This window comes from Methylobacterium sp. FF17 (assembly GCF_025813715.1).
GTDB classification, from domain to species: domain Bacteria; phylum Pseudomonadota; class Alphaproteobacteria; order Rhizobiales; family Beijerinckiaceae; genus Methylobacterium; species Methylobacterium flocculans.
The window spans coordinates 5414483-5429667 of record NZ_CP107532.1 but is presented as its reverse complement, the minus strand read 5'-3'; the positions used below and the strand labels follow the sequence as shown (position 1 = coordinate 5429667).

The following is a 15185-nucleotide window of genomic DNA, read 5'->3' as shown; positions in this document are numbered from 1 at the left end:
CGTGCGGCATGCATGCGGAGGCGGACGTGCTGTCCCGCCCTATGTCGGCGGCAACATCGGTTCGTTCGGCATACGGCCATCACGAACGACGCCGCCAACATGATCCAGCAGACCCACATCGAGGTCCATAGTGCCCTTCCGGCGTGGGAGGGCTCTTCCAAGGTCCCGCACAGGGTACGCAAGGGCCGGCGCGCACCCGTCCATGCCGCACCGGAACTCGCCGCCGAGAATGCCTGCAGGCTCGGGCCGCGGCTGTCGGCCTGCCACGGCATCACTGAGGGCTTCCCCGAGGTGAACTCCCGACACCGGGTTCGCCGGCTTCACGGTATTGACCAGGGGGCCGTCCCTCGCTGAGCGCGGCACCGCCTCCGTCGCGCGATAGCCAGCCGCCGGTCGGGATGGCATGGCTCCGCGCAGCCAGAGCCGCCCTTGTGATGTACGGCCGACGCTAACTGGAGCCAGGGTGCGTCTCCAGAGAACTCGCCATTGTGCCGCCATTGGCGAGCGAACCGTTGAAGGTTGCTACGGCGCATGTGATTATAGCGGAACCGATATATCTAGGAATCCCTGACAAGCGCCACGAGCCTGGACGTGAAGGAAGTGGCGTTCGTGAACAGGGCAGCCGAGAAGGCGTTCGACGCCCTGCCTCCGGAGGTGCTCGAACGTGCCGAGACGGCATTGTCGGTACTGCAGAAAGGGGGCTCCCTGCCGAGAGGCGAGTACGAGGCCCTACGAGGCCGCACCTTGGCCGGCGTCACTGAGATCAAGCTGCCTTGGAACACGGACGAGTACAGGGTCTATTAGGTCGTCGAGTTCGACGAAGTCATATTCGTCCTGGACGCCGGGATGAAGAAGTCACCGAGGGGAGGTCAGATCCCCCAGGAGCAGGTCGAAAGATTGGAGGCAAGGCTCGCGAAGGCACGTGAGGCATATCTACAGAACAAGAACCTTTTCATCCGCCGTTTCAGCGAGAGAAGGACCAACCGCGGGGAAGACGCGGCAACCGTGACGCCAATCCCAGGGAGATGAGCGATGTCGACCACAACGATGGATGACGAAGAGTCCGGACCCGTCATCGGCAGCGGGGATTTCCTGGCTGACCGAGGTTACAACGAAACCGGAAGCCTACGACTCAGGATTTTGATGGCGAACGAGATCGCCCTTATCGCCGAGGCGCGTGGCCTTACGCAAAAGGATGTCGCCTCCCGGACAGGTCTATCTCAATCCGACGTTTCACGGATCGTCAATCGTCTCGTCCGGGACTTCTCGACGGACAGGCTCATGCGGGCACTGACGAGCTTGGGCAAGGACGTGCGCATCGCATGGTCGGACGCCAAGCATCACGAGGGCAGCATCGTCGTGGATGCGTCCGACAGTCCCGAAGAGGAGCGTGCCTACGCGTTGTGAGGTACTCCGACGAGGCCGGCGTGGCACACGCCGTCCTGAAGGCATCGTGAAGGAAGCGCGCCGTAGTGCGATCCGGGCGTACGGAGCCGTGTGAAGGCGCCCCGATGCCATGGGACGCACTGCCGTGGCTCGGGGGTCTCGGTTAGGTGACGCTGGGGCGGGCGCTGCCGCCGTTCCGTTCGAGTCCGAACCCGAGCGCATTGATCTCCGCCGGCATCTCGGCGGAACAGGCCGAGGCGGCGAGGCGGCGCAAGAGGTTGGCCACTCGTGCCCGAGCAGCAGCGCGGAGCGCCTCTTTCGGCCACCGTGAAAGGAATCCCTGGTCTTCCTTCGCCGACGTACAAGCGCGTCCGGAGGCAAGGGCGGAACGTGAGACGGGTCGCGGTCAACGAACCCGAGGTCTAACCCGACCCGCTACTCGTTTCGTATCCTTCACGGGTTGCCGAACCGCCTTGGTTGCACGCCAAGGCCTCTCTGGCCACGGCGTTGGCCGCCCTATGTCGGCGGTAGCACCTGTTCGCTCGGCATCCGGCCATCACGAAAGACGTCGCCAGCATGATCCAGCCGACCCGCCTCAAGGTACTGAACGACCGACCTGCCCGGGAAGGCGCCTCCTACGTCCTGTACTGGATGGGCCTGTCGCAGCGCGCCAGGTATAATCACGCACTGGAATACGCGATTGCGGAAGCCAACCGCTTCGGGCTGCCGGTACTGGTTTGCTACGGCATCGCCGAGGGCATACCCGAGGCGAACGCCCGGCACTGGGCCTTCCTGCTGGAAGGGCTGGCCGAGGTTGGGCCGGCTTTGCGGGAACGTGGCATCGCCTTCGTGGTGCGCCGTCAGCCGCCGGTCGAGACCGCGCTCCTCTACGCGGCGGAGGCCGCGCTCATCGTGTGCGACCGCAATTACCAGAAGCCGGTCCGGCGCTTCTATGCCGACTTCGCCGAGCGCTCGTCGTGCCGCGTGGTGCAGGTCGAGGGCGAGGTTGTCGTGCCCGTCGAGACCGCCTCGCCCAAGCACGAGATCGCGGCACGCACGCTTCGTCCGAAGCTGCGCCGGCTCCTGCCCGAGTACCTCGTGCCGCTGCGGGAGGAGCCGGTCACCCACCGGGCCGACCACCTCAGTTATGAGAGCACCCTGGACCTCTCCGACGTGCCGAGGCTCGTCGGAACGCTCAAGGCCGACCAGAGCGTCCGGCCCGTGCGACGGTTCAGGGGTGGGGCGACGCAAGCCGAGGCGACCTTGAACCACTACCTGGACGCCCGCTTCCGGAACTACGCCACGGTTCGGGGAAGGCCGGAAGCCGGCGCAGCCTCGCACATGAGCCCCTACCTGCACTACGGCCAGATCTCGCCCGTTGCCCTCGCGCTCAGGGTGCAGGCCGCCGCGACCGGCGGCGAGGACGACAAGGCCGCCTACCTGGAGGAGCTCATCGTCCGACGAGAGCTCGCGATGAACCACATCTTCTACGAACCAAATTACGACTCTTACGAGGCCGCGCCGGCCTGGGCGCGCAAGACCCTCGACGCGCACCGGAGCGACCCGCGGCCCTACCTCTACACACCCGAGCAGTTCGAACGTGGCGAGACGCACGACCGCTACTGGAACGCGGCGATGATGGAGATGCGCGAGACGGGCTACATGCACAACCACATGCGCATGTACTGGGGCAAGAAGATCGTGGAGTGGTCGGCCTTGCCCGAGGAGGCGTTCGAGACGGCGCTACGGCTCAACAACAAGTATTTCATCGACGGGCGCGACGCGAACTCCTTCACGAACGTGACCTGGCTGTTCGGCTTGCACGACCGGCCCTGGGGTCCGCGTCCGGTCTACGGCAACGTTCGCAGCCTGGGCGCCGCGACGCTCAAGAAGTTCGACGCCGACGGCTACGTGCGTGAGGTCGAGCGCTTGGCCGCCATGGAACGAACCTAAAGCAGGCCTCGATTAGGTCGCGGCAAGGCAGGCCTTGCGCTTGGTCGTCTGTGAACAGCGTGCATCCACTCGGGACCTTATGGATCTAGGTACGGGCATCTACGCCCTTGGGCATAACCGCAAGGCTTCGGCAAGACTGGTCCGTTTTCGGACCATTTGGCTTTGTGATATCCAGAAAGCGCTACTTATCGAGGACTACGGATGGCCACGTCACACAAAGCACAGATTGCTCCCACGGTTAACTCAAAGGCCTGGAAAACTTTCGTTGCGGATGCGATGGCCAAACACCCGGATAGACGCTCCAATGCCGAACGCGAGGCGGTCGCCGTAGCTATGGCAATGCACGAAGCTGGGAAAGCTCAGAAACATTAAGGCTGCGCGGCGAGTTCTAGCTCGCTCGCCCAGGGTGCATACGCGCTTGAGGACCTAAACACCCTGCAAAACGGATCAACTCCTCGCGTCACCGTTCTCTACCAAGCCTCTGCATAAGAGCACTTCAGGTGCCGAGAGGCACCCTTAGGCTCCCAGGGCAGCCCCGAAGGCATTCAACGCAGCTTGCCCAGCCGATCCGGCGTCCTCGGAAGTGGCGTAGGATTCCGGCGAGACCCGGACGGACACGCCGTCGGCATCGGTCAGGTGCCAACGGAAGCGCTCATGCATCTCGCCGCATGCCTCCACCGTGACGGCTACGGGCGTCGGATCATCCATCGGTCAGGTTTCCTTCATCGGGTCATGGCCCCAGTTCATCAGCGACAGCCGCCAGGGGGAGTTCTCGACCGCGTCCTTGTCCTTCGGGCCGCCCTGCTTCAGGTGTCGGTGAACGTAACCCACGACCTTGCGCATATGTCCGTAGTCCTCGTCCGACAGCTCGGACTTCTTCCTGTGCAGCATCTCGACGATGCGCCGGCCCTCCTCGTGGCCGGTCGCCTCGCCGGCGCCGTCCTTCTTCTGGCCGACCGACTGGCTGGCCTCGCCCTTGAGGTGCTTCTCCAAGGTCGAGGCAGTCATGTTCACGACCTCCTTGAACGCCTTGTAGGTCGCCTCGTTGTCATCCGTTTCGGCCATCGCGCACCTTCCGGTCGAAGTGAGGGCGACCCCGGCGAGGCCGCCCCGAGAACCATCCTCAGCTATCGGCCTTCGCACCGCTGAGTGTGAGGTCGAGGTAGGTCTTGGTGACGGGCTCGATCAGCGCCGCGATCTCCTCGGCGACCTTCGCCTCATCCTCGGCCGCCGTGTGGAAGGCCGACACCTGATCGACCTTGCCGGCCCGCTCCGCGATGACGGCCAGGGACCGGTAGGCGGCGACTTGGTCGTACTGGTGGGCGTAGCCTGCGTAGAGGTTCTTCAGGGTCTCGTCCTGGGCGATGGCATGGACCGCGGCGCCGATGGAGCCGGCGACGCTGGTGACCGTCTCCTTCAGCGTGGAGGAGCTCTCGCCCACGTCGGCCAACGCCTTGTCCAGGCGTACGATCTGCGCCTTCGTTGCCTCGACATGGCGGCGCAGGACGGCGGCGTAGTCAGGGTAGCGTTCCAGACCGGAAAGCTGGCGTTCCATCTGTTCCAAGCCCTGCTTCTCTAACGCGCGCGTGTTCCGCAGAGCGCCCGCGTAGACGGCGCCGATGTCCGTAGCAGCCATTCGTTTCCTACTTCGTGTCAGTGCGTTGTCCGGGCGCCAACGTGGGTGCGATACTGACGTTCCATAGGGCACCTGCGACCGAAGTGCTGCGGGATGCTTGGGCGCCGCTCGAAACGCGACCACCTGGTCACTATTGCGGCCAAGCTGAGCTTGGCATGGTGGCGAGGCCGCCAGTATGCCAGGTAAGACCTCTCGCAGACCCCGAGCCTGGGCTTGCACCTCGGCGAAAGGCAGCCGGGGTCCTGAACGGCCATCGCCTTCGCACGTTGAGGGGAGCACCTCCGCGAGGATCCGCGTGCCTGTCGCGACGATCCCTCCGGACAGGCGAGGGCCCGTGCATGTGCGACAAGGAGCGGGCATGACCGATCTCGCCATATACGGAGCAGCCTTTGCTCGCGCCGTCGCCGCTGCCTGACCGAACGCTCCGGCGGTCCTCTGCCACGATGATGCCGACGGCCTGTCGGCAGGCGCCATCCTCGCTCGTGCCTTCGCCCGGACAGGCCATAGGCCTGCCCACGTCCGAATCATCGGGCGCGGCGAGTCGGCATGGTCCCCCTTGGTGCGCGATGAACTCGCAAGGCTTGCGCCTGGATGCCTCGTGGTGACCGACCTCGGCGTCCAGGCAGGCACCATCCTGCCCGGCATCCCGACCGTTCTCGTGGACCACCACGTGCCGCGTGGGATGCCGAGCGCGTCCGAGGCCGTGGTCATCAGTGGACACGGCGACGTTCCGCTCCGACATCAAGCCTGCTCGCCTATGCGTGCGCGTCGGCCCTGTGCGATCCCGGCGACCTGGCTTGGCTCGCCGGGATCGGGCTCGTCGGGGACCTCGGCGAACGTGGGGCGAACGCCAGCTTCCCGGAAATCATGGACCCACTTCGCAAGGAGCACACGGCCAAGGCGCTGCGCGAGGTGGTAAGCCTCGTCAATGCGCCCCGGCGCTCCGCCTCCGGCGATGCGGCGCCGGCCTTGCGCCTGCTCATGCGCGCGGAACGCCCCGCCGACATCGTGTCAGGCAAGGACCCCGATGCGCATGCGCTGCACGCGGCGCGTGCCGAGGTGAAGACGGCCCTGGACGCCGCCCGCTCCGTCGCGCCCCTCTTCGCCGGCCCGGTGGCGCTGATACGCTGCGACTCGCCGTGCCAGATCCACCCGCTCGTCGCGCAATCCTGGACCCACCGTCTGCGCAAGCAGGTGGTGATCGGAGCCAACGCGGGGTTTCGTGACGGCTTCGTCCACTTCGCAGCGCGCAGCGCCAGCGTGCCGGACCTCATCGAATTCCTGGGAAATCGCGCGCCTGATTTGGGACCCGACGACCAATTCGCACAGGGGCATCGCCGCGCAACCGGCGGCCAGGTTCGGGTCGAGACCTGGAACCGCTTCGCCTCGCAACTCGGCTTCGGGACGGAGGCACTGGTCCACGAAGCGGAAGCCTAGACGGCCATAGCTGTCCTCAGGATCGCTCCGGGATCCCTTCGCTGCCCTATCGGAAGGGTTGCCGGAATGGCCGAAGGCCCGTCCGGCATTGAAGGTCCGAAGGGACGTGAGCGCGGGAACGAACGCAAGGCAAACGGCGAGCGCGACGATGCCACCCTTCAGACCTTTCCAGCCACGTGAAGCCACGTGACGCCCTTCGATGGACAGGACGTACGCAGCCGGGGATGCTCGGCGTCACGGCTTCCCGCGTCCTCTTGCATGTACGGTAGGATGTCGTTCACCAAATCCACGCCAGAATATGAGCCACGCCCTGAATGCCTTCCGACGCCATGACTCTACCCGCCGAAGCGAAGCGCCATGATCCGGTCCTGCCCCTTGCCGTGCGCATGCACCTGGGACTGCAGCTCCAGGCCCTATATGGACCACCACCGGAACTGGACGAGGCCGAACCGATCCAAGCGCTGCTACGCCAACTCGACGCGGTGTTGGCCTCGCAAGGCGAAGCGTTGTCCGCCGAGATCCGGGCCGGGATGACAGCCCAGATGCCGGGGTTGCTGCGTTTTGCGTTGTCGCTCACCAAGGACCGTAGCCGGGCGGAGGACCTCGTTCAGGAAACCCTGATGCGGGGCTGGCGAAGCCGGCATACCTACCAGCCGGGCACCAACCTGGGCGCTTGGCTGACGATGATCCTGCGCAACACCTTCTACACCTACCATCGCAGGCGGACATACGAGGTCGAGGATCCGGACGATAGGCATGCAGGATCCATGACCATCGCGCCTTCGCAGGAGGACGGCCTCCACCTGCAGGACATGCAAGCCGCCTTGGCGCAGCTTTCCGCCGAGCATCGAGAGACGCTGGTGCTGATCGTCCTGAACGACCTCAGCTATGAGGAGGCCGCCGTGGCGATGGGTTGCAAGGTCGGGACGGTCAAGAGCCGCGTGTCGCGGGCGCGCGAGAGGCTGACGCACATCCTCGGCCTTGAAGGCGTGGGATGGGAACGCCACGATCCGTAGCGATGACCCTCCAGTCCCGTCGAGGTGTCCCGCAAATCGAAGGGGGCGCCGTTCACGGCGCCCCGCAGTGATCGAGTTTAAGTGCCTCGATCAGGCGCCCTTGGCCTTGCCCTTGCCAGTGGCCTGCGCCTCCCCCTCGGACCCTTCCACGTTGATGCGCTCGGCGATCTGCGAGAGCAGCTCGTCCGTCTTCTTCTCCTCCTGCAGCGTTTCGTCGAGAAGCTTGGCGGCGTCCTCGTAGCCGAGTTGGCTCGCCCAGGTCTTGAGCGTCCCGTAGCGGGCGATCTCGTAGTGCTCCACCGCCTGGGCGCAGCCGACCAGGACGGCATCGGCCGCCGGGCTGTCACCGAAGTCCTCAAGGTCCTCCTCCATCTCGGAGGTAAGTCCCTGCATGGCCTCGCAGGTCTTGCCGCGGGCCGGCTTGCCGATGATCTCGAAGACCTGCTGGAGCCGCTCCACCTGGTGGGCGCTCTCCTCGGCGTGGGTCTCGAACGCCTGGCGCAACTCGTCGTGCTCGGCGGCCTTGGCTGACTTCTTGAGCGCCTTCACGGATTGCCGCTCGGCGTAATAGACATCCTTCAAGGTCTCGTAGAAGGCGTCGTTCAATGTCTTCGGCTTCGTGGCCATGGGTATGCTCTCCGATGTCATCGCCACTGCGCGCCACGGCGCAGCTTGGCGAGTGCGAAGAACGCGCGAGCACTCCGCTAGGTCCGGATCTTTCGACACCTTTTGGATAAGGGTGTGACCCGATTGACGGGCCAAGTTTGAAGCGATTCCTCTTCAGGGTTAGATGGCTACCGGCAGCCTGAACGCCATCTGCGAACATCCAAAAGCCTGGGTTGAACTTGCGGTCTTGTAAGCGGGCGACGCGCTGGTGTGGCGCCGCCGACGTCGCGGATGTTCTCGGTTGACGGCGCGAGCACGATTACTCCCCGACACTTTGTGAATTTGCCCCCGCTCCTTATATCGACGTTTGGCAGGAACGCTTTCTCAAGCGTTAGGAAGTGTCATGACGCTCTCGAAGCTCATTGCCGAGAAGGCAGAGGGAATCCGGCAGGTCGGTGCGCGCGCCCTGGAGGAGGCAAGGCGGGCGGGTGTCCCCGCCTACTATATGGACCGCTCCCTTGGCGACGGCGTCATCCGCGAGATGCCCGACGGTACGCGCGAGCGTATCCAACGTCATGAAGGCGAGGAGGTCGTTGTCGAATCCTACGGACGAAAGTTCTGAGGATCAGGGATCCGTCGCGGTCTGCACCATTCCTGGTGGTCATTACGGTTCAGGCAAATCGAGCTTCTACCGGGCGCTGGCACCACCGGGAGAGTTCCTGAACGCAGACGTCATCGAGTATCTTCCGCGTGGAAACCTCGTCCTTCAGGGCTGGGAGGAACGCGGCCTTCCCTGGGTTTGAGGGTGGATGCCGTCAGGTCCAGGGCATAACCGTACCCGTCCGCCCGCTGCACGAGGCGGACATGCCGATGGCCGATGCCTTGGATCGTTCCGGAATCGGTCGTGACGTTGAAGCTGCCGGAGGCGCGCACCGCCACGCGCCAAGCGTGGATTCCGGCCTTCTTGCCGGTCGGGACATCCGCACGGACCATGTCGCCTGTGGCGAAGCCATACACCCGCTTCTTCCGCATCAGGTACCGGCGCGGAAGACCGTGCGCCGTCAGACGGGTGCGCTGGTAGGCGCCCCGCCCCGTCGCCTTGACGACGAGGGTCGGGCGTTGCCAGCCGCTGACGCCCTCCGTCCGTCCCACGCAGGCGGCGTCGAGGGCGTGGGCCTTCGGGACGCCGAACCGCGTCCGGTTCCACTTGGTCCGGCCGCCCGTCGATGCCTCCACCGGGAGGCCGGACGCCACTAGCGCATCGTGCAGGGCGTAGCGCGTCGCGTTCATCAGCCCCGTACGAGGCAAGGCGCTCGGATCTCCCATCCGGGGGCTTGCGGATGGCAGCCGGGGGAACCGGGGTGCCTCAACGCACATATATGATTGCAAGCTAACGAATTAACTGGCACCTCCCATGATAGGGCGGTATACGAAAAGCCAAGTTAGTCGTCGACGAGCGGGAGAGAGCCGGTGCGAACCGGCCGCCGAAGGAGCAACCGCCCCGGAAACTCTCAGGCACCCGGACCGCACGTCGTTCAACACTCTGGAAAGCGGAGCGTCAGCTCCCGCCGATGGTGTAAGTCGCGACCTCGCCCGAGGCTGCGTCGAAACTCTCAGGCCGATGACAGAGGGGGCTCGCATGCACGACGCGTGCGTAGTGACCTTGGAGGCCTGCGCGAAGATGTCCCCATAGCCTGAAGTCCGCGAGCCGCCCGGCTCCCGCCCTCGCCCAACCTGCGCACCGGCTAGCTCATCCCAAGAGCTTCGATGACGACGCACGCGGCATGGTCCGCGCGGCGCGGTCGAGCATGCCTGAGGCGACGCAGGCCATCGAACCCTCAACCTGGATGCCATCCGATGTTGGCCACCCGCCGAAGCCTCCTTCTGGCCGCCGCCGTTCTCGTGCCCGGCCGCGCGCAGGCGTTCTTCTGGGACACCGAGCCCGAACCTCCCGCGGCCCCTGCGCCGGTCGATCCCGCCTCAAACCGGGATGCCTGGTTCATCGGCGTGATCCCGGACGAGCCCTTCAACGTTCCTAAGGTCGACCTGGCGCTTGTCCCCCCGGAGTTCCGCAAGCAGCTCGTGGACTATGATGGACCGGAGTGGGCCGGGACCCTCGTCATCGACACCCACGACCGCTTTCTCTACCTCGTGCGCGAGGGCCGGACCGCGATCCGCTATGGCATAGGGGTGGGCCGGGCTGGGTTCACCTGGTCAGGCACCGCAGTGATCAAGCGGAAGGCGAAGTGGCCGGGTTGGCGTCCGACGGCGGACATGCTGAAGCGTCGCCCCAACATCCCGCGGTACGTCGAGCCGGGCGTCGACAACCCGCTCGGGTGCCGCGCTCTCTACCTCTACCAGGGCGACAAGGACACACTCTACCGGATCCACGGCACCAACGAGCCCTGGACGGTCGGCGGCACGGATTCCTCCGGATGCATCCGCCTTCTGAACGAGGACATCTACGATCTCTACGGACGTGTTCCGCTCGGCACCACCGTCGTCGTGAAGACCTCGATGCCCGAGGTGATGGTGCAGCGGGAGTGGGACGGCCACCCGCGGTCCGACAACCAAGTCCTCCTTTTCGAATGAGAGCGCGATGCGAATGCACCCGCTGGAACCATCCCTCCCGTTGAGACGATAGATGATGTTCGAGACTGCAACCGCGACCCTGGACTGGCTCGGCGTCATCGTCTTCACGGTCGCCGGTGCCCTCGTGGCGTCGCGTAAGGAGATGGACTTCGTCGGCTTCGCCGTCCTTGGCACCGTGACCGGCGTCGGGGGCGGAACGCTTCGGGACCTGCTTCTCGGGTTGCCGGTGTTCTGGACGCAGCGGCCAGCCTACCTGCTGGCGTGCCTCGTCGTCTCCCTTGCCGTGTTCTTCGTCGCTCACATCCCGCAATCCCGATACCGCTACCTGGTACGGCTCGATGCCCTGGGCTTGGCGCTGTTCGCGGTGGCCGGTGCCGAGAAGGCATTGGAGGCCGGTGCGAGTGCCCTGGTGGCCGTCGTCATGGGGGTAGTGACCGCCACCTTCGGCGGCCTGCTGCGCGACCTTCTCGGAGGCGACAGCCCGAAGATCCTCAGCCGTGAGATCTATGCATCGGCTGCCGGGGTCGGAGCAGCCACCTTCGTGTTCCTGACGCTCCTTGAGGCGCCTCGTGAGCTCGCGCTCGGCGTCGGCTTCCTCTTTGCCTTGCTCCTCAGGGGTGCATCGCTTCGCTTCGAGTGGACGCTCCCGCGTTATCGCCCCCGCCCCGGCGTCCCCTACAACTGAACATGCCTGACCTTACCGCGTTTGGTTCGATTCGAGGCGCCTCTCGCAACCTACGCATCGTCGAACGACCGCTTCGCTCGGATCGGCCTGAAGGAAGAACCAAGATGGTACTCCGGAATCTTCCCTGCGGGCTGACTCTGGCCGCGTTCGTCTCGCTCTCGACCCCTTCCGGCGCCGCGTTTGCGCAGGCCAATCCGAAGGCGTTGCCCGGGCCGACGGACGAGCAACTCACGAAGCTCAAGGGCATCTACGAGGATCTCCACGCCAACCCCGAATTGTCGATGCAGGAGAAGCGCACCGCCGGCATCGCCGCGAAATGGCTCAAGGATCAGGGTTTCGAGATTACCGAGGGCGTGGGCGGCACGGGCGTCGTCGGCATCCTGCGCAACGGCGATGGCCCGACCGTGCTTCTGCGTGCCGACATGGACGGCCTGCCGATGAAGGAGAACACCGGTCTTCCCTACGCCAGCACGAAGAAGGGGACCGATTCGGCGTCCGGCCGGGAAACGGCCATCGCCCATTCATGCGGACACGATCTGCACGTGACCTGGCTGATGGGCGCGACGCAGATCCTGTCCGCCAACAGGGACAGGTGGCACGGCACCGTCATGGCCGTGTTCCAGCCGGGCGAGGAGATCGGCGAGGGCGCAAAGGCCATGGTCGACGATGGCATGGTGAAGCGCTTCCCCAAGCCGGTCGTCACCCTGGGGCAGCACGTGTTGCCGTTCCCCGCCGGACAGGTGCGCCTCGCCAGCGGCCCGGTGCTTTCCCGGAGCGACAGCCTGAAGGTGACCTTGTACGGGCGCGGCGGGCACGGCTCCGGTCCAGAATCCACCATCGATCCGGTGGTGATGGCCGCCGCCACGGTGATGCGGCTCCAGACCATCGTCTCGCGCGAGGTCTCGATGAGCGACAGCGCCGTGGTCACGGTCGGGTCGATGCAGGCCGGGTCGAGCGCGAACATCATCCCCGACGAGGCCCAGCTTCAGCTGAACGTCCGGACCTACGACGACGCGGTGCGGGACAAGGTGCTCGCGTCGATCAAGCGGGTCGTCGACGGGGAGGCCTCCATCTCCGGCGCCCCGAAGCCGCCACTCCTCACGATGCTCGGACAGTTCCCCCTGACGGTGAACGACGAGGACGCGACGGCCAAGGTGACCGAGGCCCTCAAGCAGCGTCTGGGGGCCGACACGGTGCAGCCCGCCAGCAGCGCGAACGCCAGCGAGGACTTCACCGTTTTTGCCCGCGCCTGGGACGTACCGTCCGTGTTTTGGTTCGTTGGCGGGACCGATCCGAAGCTTTACGCCGAGGCGGAGAAGAGCGGAACCGTGAATGCGCTTCCCGCGAACCACTCGCCCGAATACGCCCCGGTGCTGACCCCGACTTTGCGGACCGGGGTCGAGACCATGCTCGCCGCCGCCGGTCACTGGTTGGTGCCCGCCGCCCCGAAGCCCTGAGCAGTCGACGGGACCGTCGATGACCCGCTCCCCTCGGACGAGCCATCGACGTCTTCGGGGTTGACGGTTTGAACAGCCAAGCTTAATCTTCGAACGTCGAAAAGATTCAGGCCGGTGAGGTTAGTCCGGCCCTCGCGAAAGCGGGAAAAGTCGCCTTGTGCGGACCCACGGCATCACCCCCACCCCGGGGATGGTGCAATGCTGGGCGCGGCGCCTCGTCATTCTCCATCCTTCAGGATGAGAGAACGACATGCACGATTCGAAGACCCTCCTCCTCGCCCAGGTCCTGATCACCTTCATGATGGCCGGGGCCATGTCCGGCATCATGTCCATGATCACCCTGGGCCCGACTACCGAGTGGCTTCACGCCTGGCCGAAGCAGTTCCTCATCGCGTGGCCCATCGCCTTCCTGCTGACGCTGGTTGTCAGTCGGATCGCCTTCGGCATCTCCGCACGCCTCATGGGTCGACGCACCGTCCGGCCTGGCGCCCGGAGCGCCTGAAGCGCGGGAGTGCCGGAATGCCGGAATGCTGGCCTTCCACTGTCATGAACACCAATTCAGAGGATCGACGAATGCCCGTTGAAACGCCGGCGGCGGTAAGCCCTGCCCGCATCGGCCACGTGAACCTATCGGTTACCGAACTCCCACGTTCGCTCGCCTTCTACCGGGACCTACTCGGGATGAAGATGACGAAGCTGCTCGGCGAGGCGGTGTTCCTGTCCTTCGGCGGCTACCATCACGACCTATGTATCAACACATGGCGCGGCGCAGGCGGAACGCCGAGTCCGAAGGACGCGACCGGCCTCCATCATTTCGCGATCACCTACAGCGACCTAGGTGTCGTTGCCCAGAAGGTTGTTCAGCCTTTGCCAGGGTGTCTGTCGGCTGAGGGCTGAGTGGGTTCGATTGGTGTTGTAGTGGTCGATCCAGGGGCTCATGGCCTGTGTCCGGTCGGCGGACGAGGCGTAGGGCACGGCGTAGATCCATTCACGCAGCGAGGTCTGGATGAAGCACTCGGCCTTGCCGTTGGTGCGCGGCGTGTAGGGCCTGGTCCGGACGTGTCGCAGGCCGGCCTCGGCGAGGAGATCGCGGAAGGCATGGCTGCAGTAGGCCGAGCCGTTGTCGCTCATCACGCGCTCGACGGTGACGCCATGTCGGGCGAAGAACGCCAGCGCCTCACTCATGAAGGTGATGGCGCTCTGCTTGGTCTCGTCGGGCAGAACGGCCGTGTAGGCGAGGCGCGAGGCATCGTCGATGGCCACATGCAGGGCCTCCCAGCCGATGCCGCGCCGGCCGTCGCGCCGGTTGCCGGTGATGCGGTGACCGACGCCGTCGATCCGACCGAGCTTCTTCGTGTCGATGTGGATGAGTTCGCCCGGCCTCTCGCGCTGATAGCGGATGACCGGCGGCCGAACTTCGAGCGCGCTCAGCCGGCCGAGACCGAGACCGCGCAGGACCCTGCCGACGGTGGAGCGTGGAAGCGCGAGGCGTTCGGCGATGGCCTGACCCGTCAGCCGCGTGCGCCGCAGAGCCTCGACCTGCATGCGGATCGCGGGCGTGACACGCACCGTTGGCCGGAGGGGGGCCGAGCTTCTGTCGCGAAGGGCCCCCACGCCGCCCGTCCGAAAACGGGCCAGCCACTTGTAGGCCGAGCGCTCGCTGATGCCAGCAGACTGTGCCGCCTCGGCCACGCGCCAGCCGTCGACCAGGATCCGGTTCACCAGAAGGGCTCGACCATGAACCGTCATACGGGCATGCTGATGGGTGTTCATCCGAGGCACTCGGTCAGGGTTGGTTGGCTTCGCAACCCCAGCCTCTCACCCCCGCCTCGGGTGAACAACCTTCATAGCTTCGACACCTAGGCGCCTTGCAAGCGGTCATCCGACGCGTGCAATCCGCCGGCATTCCGATTGAGCAGGTGGTTGACCACGGCGTGAGCCTGTCGGCGTATCTGTGCGATCCGGATCTGAACGGTGTCGAACTCACCTGGGATCGACCGGCAGGGACCTGGTGGTCCGAGGATGGGATGCTTCGCATGGGCCACCGTCGCATCACCCTGGAGCAGTTGCTGGCAGGCGATCAGCGACAATCTCCGTCATTTCCATGATCTTACGGTGCAACCTTATGGTCCCAGTCAATCTCTACCTTAAGTTCGCACCAAGAGATCCTGCATCGCCGGCGGAGTCTTCTGTGCGATGCTCTGCACCATGGTTTGCGAACTTATGGTTTGCTTCATACCATCATACATAAATAGGACAGGTTCGGCTTCTTGTCTTAGGTTATGCCATGGAGCGCAAGCATCCAAGCCTTGAAATCCTTGATGGCATCCTTCCGCGTCGGCAGGCCTTGCGTCGTCCCGGGTTCCTCCGCGGCGCTGGAGATCGTGTGCGGGCATCAACCCTTAGGACGAAACGAG

18 protein-coding genes and 1 riboswitch are annotated in these 15185 nt (G+C 65.2%); of the genes, 12 read left to right on the top strand and 6 right to left on the bottom strand.

All coding sequences use genetic code 11. The annotated features are described in order from the left end of the window. Nucleotides 1-591 precede the first annotated feature (591 nt). The 3 genes from OF380_RS25850 (at nt 592) to OF380_RS25840 (ending at nt 3339) form a co-directional block, all read left to right on the top strand. Nucleotides 592-804 (top strand): hypothetical protein, encoded by a 213-nt coding sequence (locus tag OF380_RS25850; RefSeq protein WP_264048490.1) that lies wholly within the window; start codon nt 592-594, stop codon nt 802-804. A gap of 228 nt (nt 805-1032) precedes the next feature. After that, nucleotides 1033-1407, top strand: coding sequence for a helix-turn-helix domain-containing protein (locus tag OF380_RS25845; protein ID WP_264048489.1), 375 nt, complete (start codon nt 1033-1035; stop codon nt 1405-1407). A gap of 555 nt (nt 1408-1962) precedes the next feature. Then, nucleotides 1963-3339, top strand: coding sequence for a deoxyribodipyrimidine photo-lyase (locus tag OF380_RS25840; protein WP_264048488.1), 1377 nt, complete (start codon nt 1963-1965; stop codon nt 3337-3339). 516 nt (nt 3340-3855) lie between these two features. On the opposite strand, the gene OF380_RS25835 is transcribed toward OF380_RS25840, so the two are convergent. From OF380_RS25835 to OF380_RS25825, 3 genes are read right to left on the bottom strand one after another with little or no spacing between them, the layout of a single operon-like run. After that, the gene (locus tag OF380_RS25835) at nt 3856-4047 is read right to left on the bottom strand and encodes a hypothetical protein (RefSeq protein ID WP_264048487.1); all 192 of its coding nucleotides are present in this window, start codon (nt 4045-4047) and stop codon (nt 3856-3858) included. Nucleotides 4048-4050: 3 nt separating this feature from the next. Continuing rightward, the gene (locus OF380_RS25830; protein WP_264048486.1) at nt 4051-4404 is read right to left on the bottom strand and encodes a DUF3140 domain-containing protein; all 354 of its coding nucleotides are present in this window, start codon (nt 4402-4404) and stop codon (nt 4051-4053) included. A 58-nt stretch (nt 4405-4462) separates the two neighbouring features. Then, nucleotides 4463-4975, bottom strand: coding sequence for a ferritin-like domain-containing protein (locus tag OF380_RS25825; RefSeq protein ID WP_264048485.1), 513 nt, complete (start codon nt 4973-4975; stop codon nt 4463-4465). An 867-nt stretch (nt 4976-5842) separates the two neighbouring features. Between OF380_RS25825 and OF380_RS25820 the strand changes: the two genes are divergently transcribed. Both OF380_RS25820 and OF380_RS25815 read left to right on the top strand, forming a co-directional pair. Next, nucleotides 5843-6412, top strand: a complete 570-nt coding sequence (locus tag OF380_RS25820; RefSeq protein ID WP_264048484.1) for a hypothetical protein — start codon at nt 5843-5845, stop codon at nt 6410-6412. A gap of 314 nt (nt 6413-6726) precedes the next feature. After that, nucleotides 6727-7428 carry a sigma-70 family RNA polymerase sigma factor gene (locus OF380_RS25815; RefSeq protein WP_264048483.1) on the top strand — a complete coding sequence of 234 codons (702 nt, stop codon included), beginning with the start codon at nt 6727-6729 and terminating at the stop codon, nt 7426-7428. Nucleotides 7429-7518: 90 nt separating this feature from the next. On the opposite strand, the gene OF380_RS25810 is transcribed toward OF380_RS25815, so the two are convergent. Then, entirely contained in the window at nt 7519-8055 is a 537-nt protein-coding gene (locus tag OF380_RS25810) for a YciE/YciF ferroxidase family protein (protein ID WP_264048482.1), read from the bottom strand. Between the two features lie 382 nt (nt 8056-8437). Here OF380_RS25810 and OF380_RS25805 point away from each other — a divergent pair, with 382 nt between their 5' ends. Next, nucleotides 8438-8656, top strand: a complete 219-nt coding sequence (locus OF380_RS25805) for a hypothetical protein (protein WP_264048481.1) — start codon at nt 8438-8440, stop codon at nt 8654-8656. Between the two features lie 110 nt (nt 8657-8766). Here OF380_RS25805 and OF380_RS25800 read toward each other — a convergent pair whose 3' ends face one another. Further along, nucleotides 8767-9342 (bottom strand): hypothetical protein, encoded by a 576-nt coding sequence (locus OF380_RS25800; RefSeq protein ID WP_264048480.1) that lies wholly within the window; start codon nt 9340-9342, stop codon nt 8767-8769. Nucleotides 9343-9481: 139 nt separating this feature from the next. Then, nucleotides 9482-9571, top strand: a riboswitch (glycine riboswitch). A gap of 320 nt (nt 9572-9891) precedes the next feature. Here OF380_RS25800 and OF380_RS25795 point away from each other — a divergent pair. The 5 genes from OF380_RS25795 (at nt 9892) to OF380_RS25775 (ending at nt 13665) form a co-directional block, all read left to right on the top strand. Continuing rightward, complete coding sequence (locus OF380_RS25795) at nt 9892-10626, top strand: L,D-transpeptidase (protein ID WP_264048479.1); 735 nt, start codon at nt 9892-9894, stop codon at nt 10624-10626. A gap of 55 nt (nt 10627-10681) precedes the next feature. Continuing rightward, nucleotides 10682-11311 carry a trimeric intracellular cation channel family protein gene (locus OF380_RS25790; protein ID WP_264051492.1) on the top strand — a complete coding sequence of 210 codons (630 nt, stop codon included), beginning with the start codon at nt 10682-10684 and terminating at the stop codon, nt 11309-11311. A 104-nt stretch (nt 11312-11415) separates the two neighbouring features. Then, a complete protein-coding gene (locus OF380_RS25785; RefSeq protein ID WP_264048478.1) occupies nt 11416-12768 on the top strand; it encodes an amidohydrolase in 1353 nt (450 codons plus the stop codon). Between the two features lie 250 nt (nt 12769-13018). Next, nucleotides 13019-13270, top strand: a complete 252-nt coding sequence (locus OF380_RS25780) for a DUF2798 domain-containing protein (RefSeq protein ID WP_264048477.1) — start codon at nt 13019-13021, stop codon at nt 13268-13270. Nucleotides 13271-13341: 71 nt separating this feature from the next. Next, nucleotides 13342-13665, top strand: coding sequence for a VOC family protein (locus OF380_RS25775; RefSeq protein WP_264048476.1), 324 nt, complete (start codon nt 13342-13344; stop codon nt 13663-13665). Here OF380_RS25775 and OF380_RS25770 read toward each other — a convergent pair. Continuing rightward, entirely contained in the window at nt 13603-14541 is a 939-nt protein-coding gene (locus OF380_RS25770; protein ID WP_264048475.1) for an IS481 family transposase, read from the bottom strand. The genes OF380_RS25775 and OF380_RS25770 overlap by 63 nt on opposite strands. Nucleotides 14542-14636: 95 nt before the next feature. Between OF380_RS25770 and OF380_RS25765 the strand changes: the two genes are divergently transcribed. Further along, nucleotides 14637-14876, top strand: coding sequence for a VOC family protein (locus OF380_RS25765; RefSeq protein WP_264048473.1), 240 nt, complete (start codon nt 14637-14639; stop codon nt 14874-14876). The last annotated feature ends 309 nt before the right edge of the window (nt 14877-15185 follow it).

What these genes read in the sequence shown, in the direction of transcription:
- OF380_RS25785 (WP_264048478.1), top strand. Translation starts at nt 11,416, where the DNA reads ATGGTACTCCGGAATCTTCCCTGCGGGCTGACTCTGGCCGCGTTCGTC.
- OF380_RS25845 (WP_264048489.1), top strand. Translation starts at nt 1,033, where the DNA reads ATGTCGACCACAACGATGGATGACGAAGAGTCCGGACCCGTCATCGGC.
- OF380_RS25775 (WP_264048476.1), top strand. Translation starts at nt 13,342, where the DNA reads ATGCCCGTTGAAACGCCGGCGGCGGTAAGCCCTGCCCGCATCGGCCAC.
- OF380_RS25790 (WP_264051492.1), top strand. Translation starts at nt 10,682, where the DNA reads ATGTTCGAGACTGCAACCGCGACCCTGGACTGGCTCGGCGTCATCGTC.
- OF380_RS25840 (WP_264048488.1), top strand. Translation starts at nt 1,963, where the DNA reads ATGATCCAGCCGACCCGCCTCAAGGTACTGAACGACCGACCTGCCCGG.
- OF380_RS25770 (WP_264048475.1), bottom strand. Translation starts at nt 14,541, where the DNA reads ATGAACACCCATCAGCATGCCCGTATGACGGTTCATGGTCGAGCCCTT.
- OF380_RS25795 (WP_264048479.1), top strand. Translation starts at nt 9,892, where the DNA reads ATGTTGGCCACCCGCCGAAGCCTCCTTCTGGCCGCCGCCGTTCTCGTG.
- OF380_RS25825 (WP_264048485.1), bottom strand. Translation starts at nt 4,975, where the DNA reads ATGGCTGCTACGGACATCGGCGCCGTCTACGCGGGCGCTCTGCGGAAC.
- OF380_RS25830 (WP_264048486.1), bottom strand. Translation starts at nt 4,404, where the DNA reads ATGGCCGAAACGGATGACAACGAGGCGACCTACAAGGCGTTCAAGGAG.
- OF380_RS25835 (WP_264048487.1), bottom strand. Translation starts at nt 4,047, where the DNA reads ATGGATGATCCGACGCCCGTAGCCGTCACGGTGGAGGCATGCGGCGAG.
- OF380_RS25780 (WP_264048477.1), top strand. Translation starts at nt 13,019, where the DNA reads ATGCACGATTCGAAGACCCTCCTCCTCGCCCAGGTCCTGATCACCTTC.
- OF380_RS25820 (WP_264048484.1), top strand. Translation starts at nt 5,843, where the DNA reads ATGGACCCACTTCGCAAGGAGCACACGGCCAAGGCGCTGCGCGAGGTG.
- OF380_RS25810 (WP_264048482.1), bottom strand. Translation starts at nt 8,055, where the DNA reads ATGGCCACGAAGCCGAAGACATTGAACGACGCCTTCTACGAGACCTTG.
- OF380_RS25805 (WP_264048481.1), top strand. Translation starts at nt 8,438, where the DNA reads ATGACGCTCTCGAAGCTCATTGCCGAGAAGGCAGAGGGAATCCGGCAG.
- OF380_RS25815 (WP_264048483.1), top strand. Translation starts at nt 6,727, where the DNA reads ATGCCTTCCGACGCCATGACTCTACCCGCCGAAGCGAAGCGCCATGAT.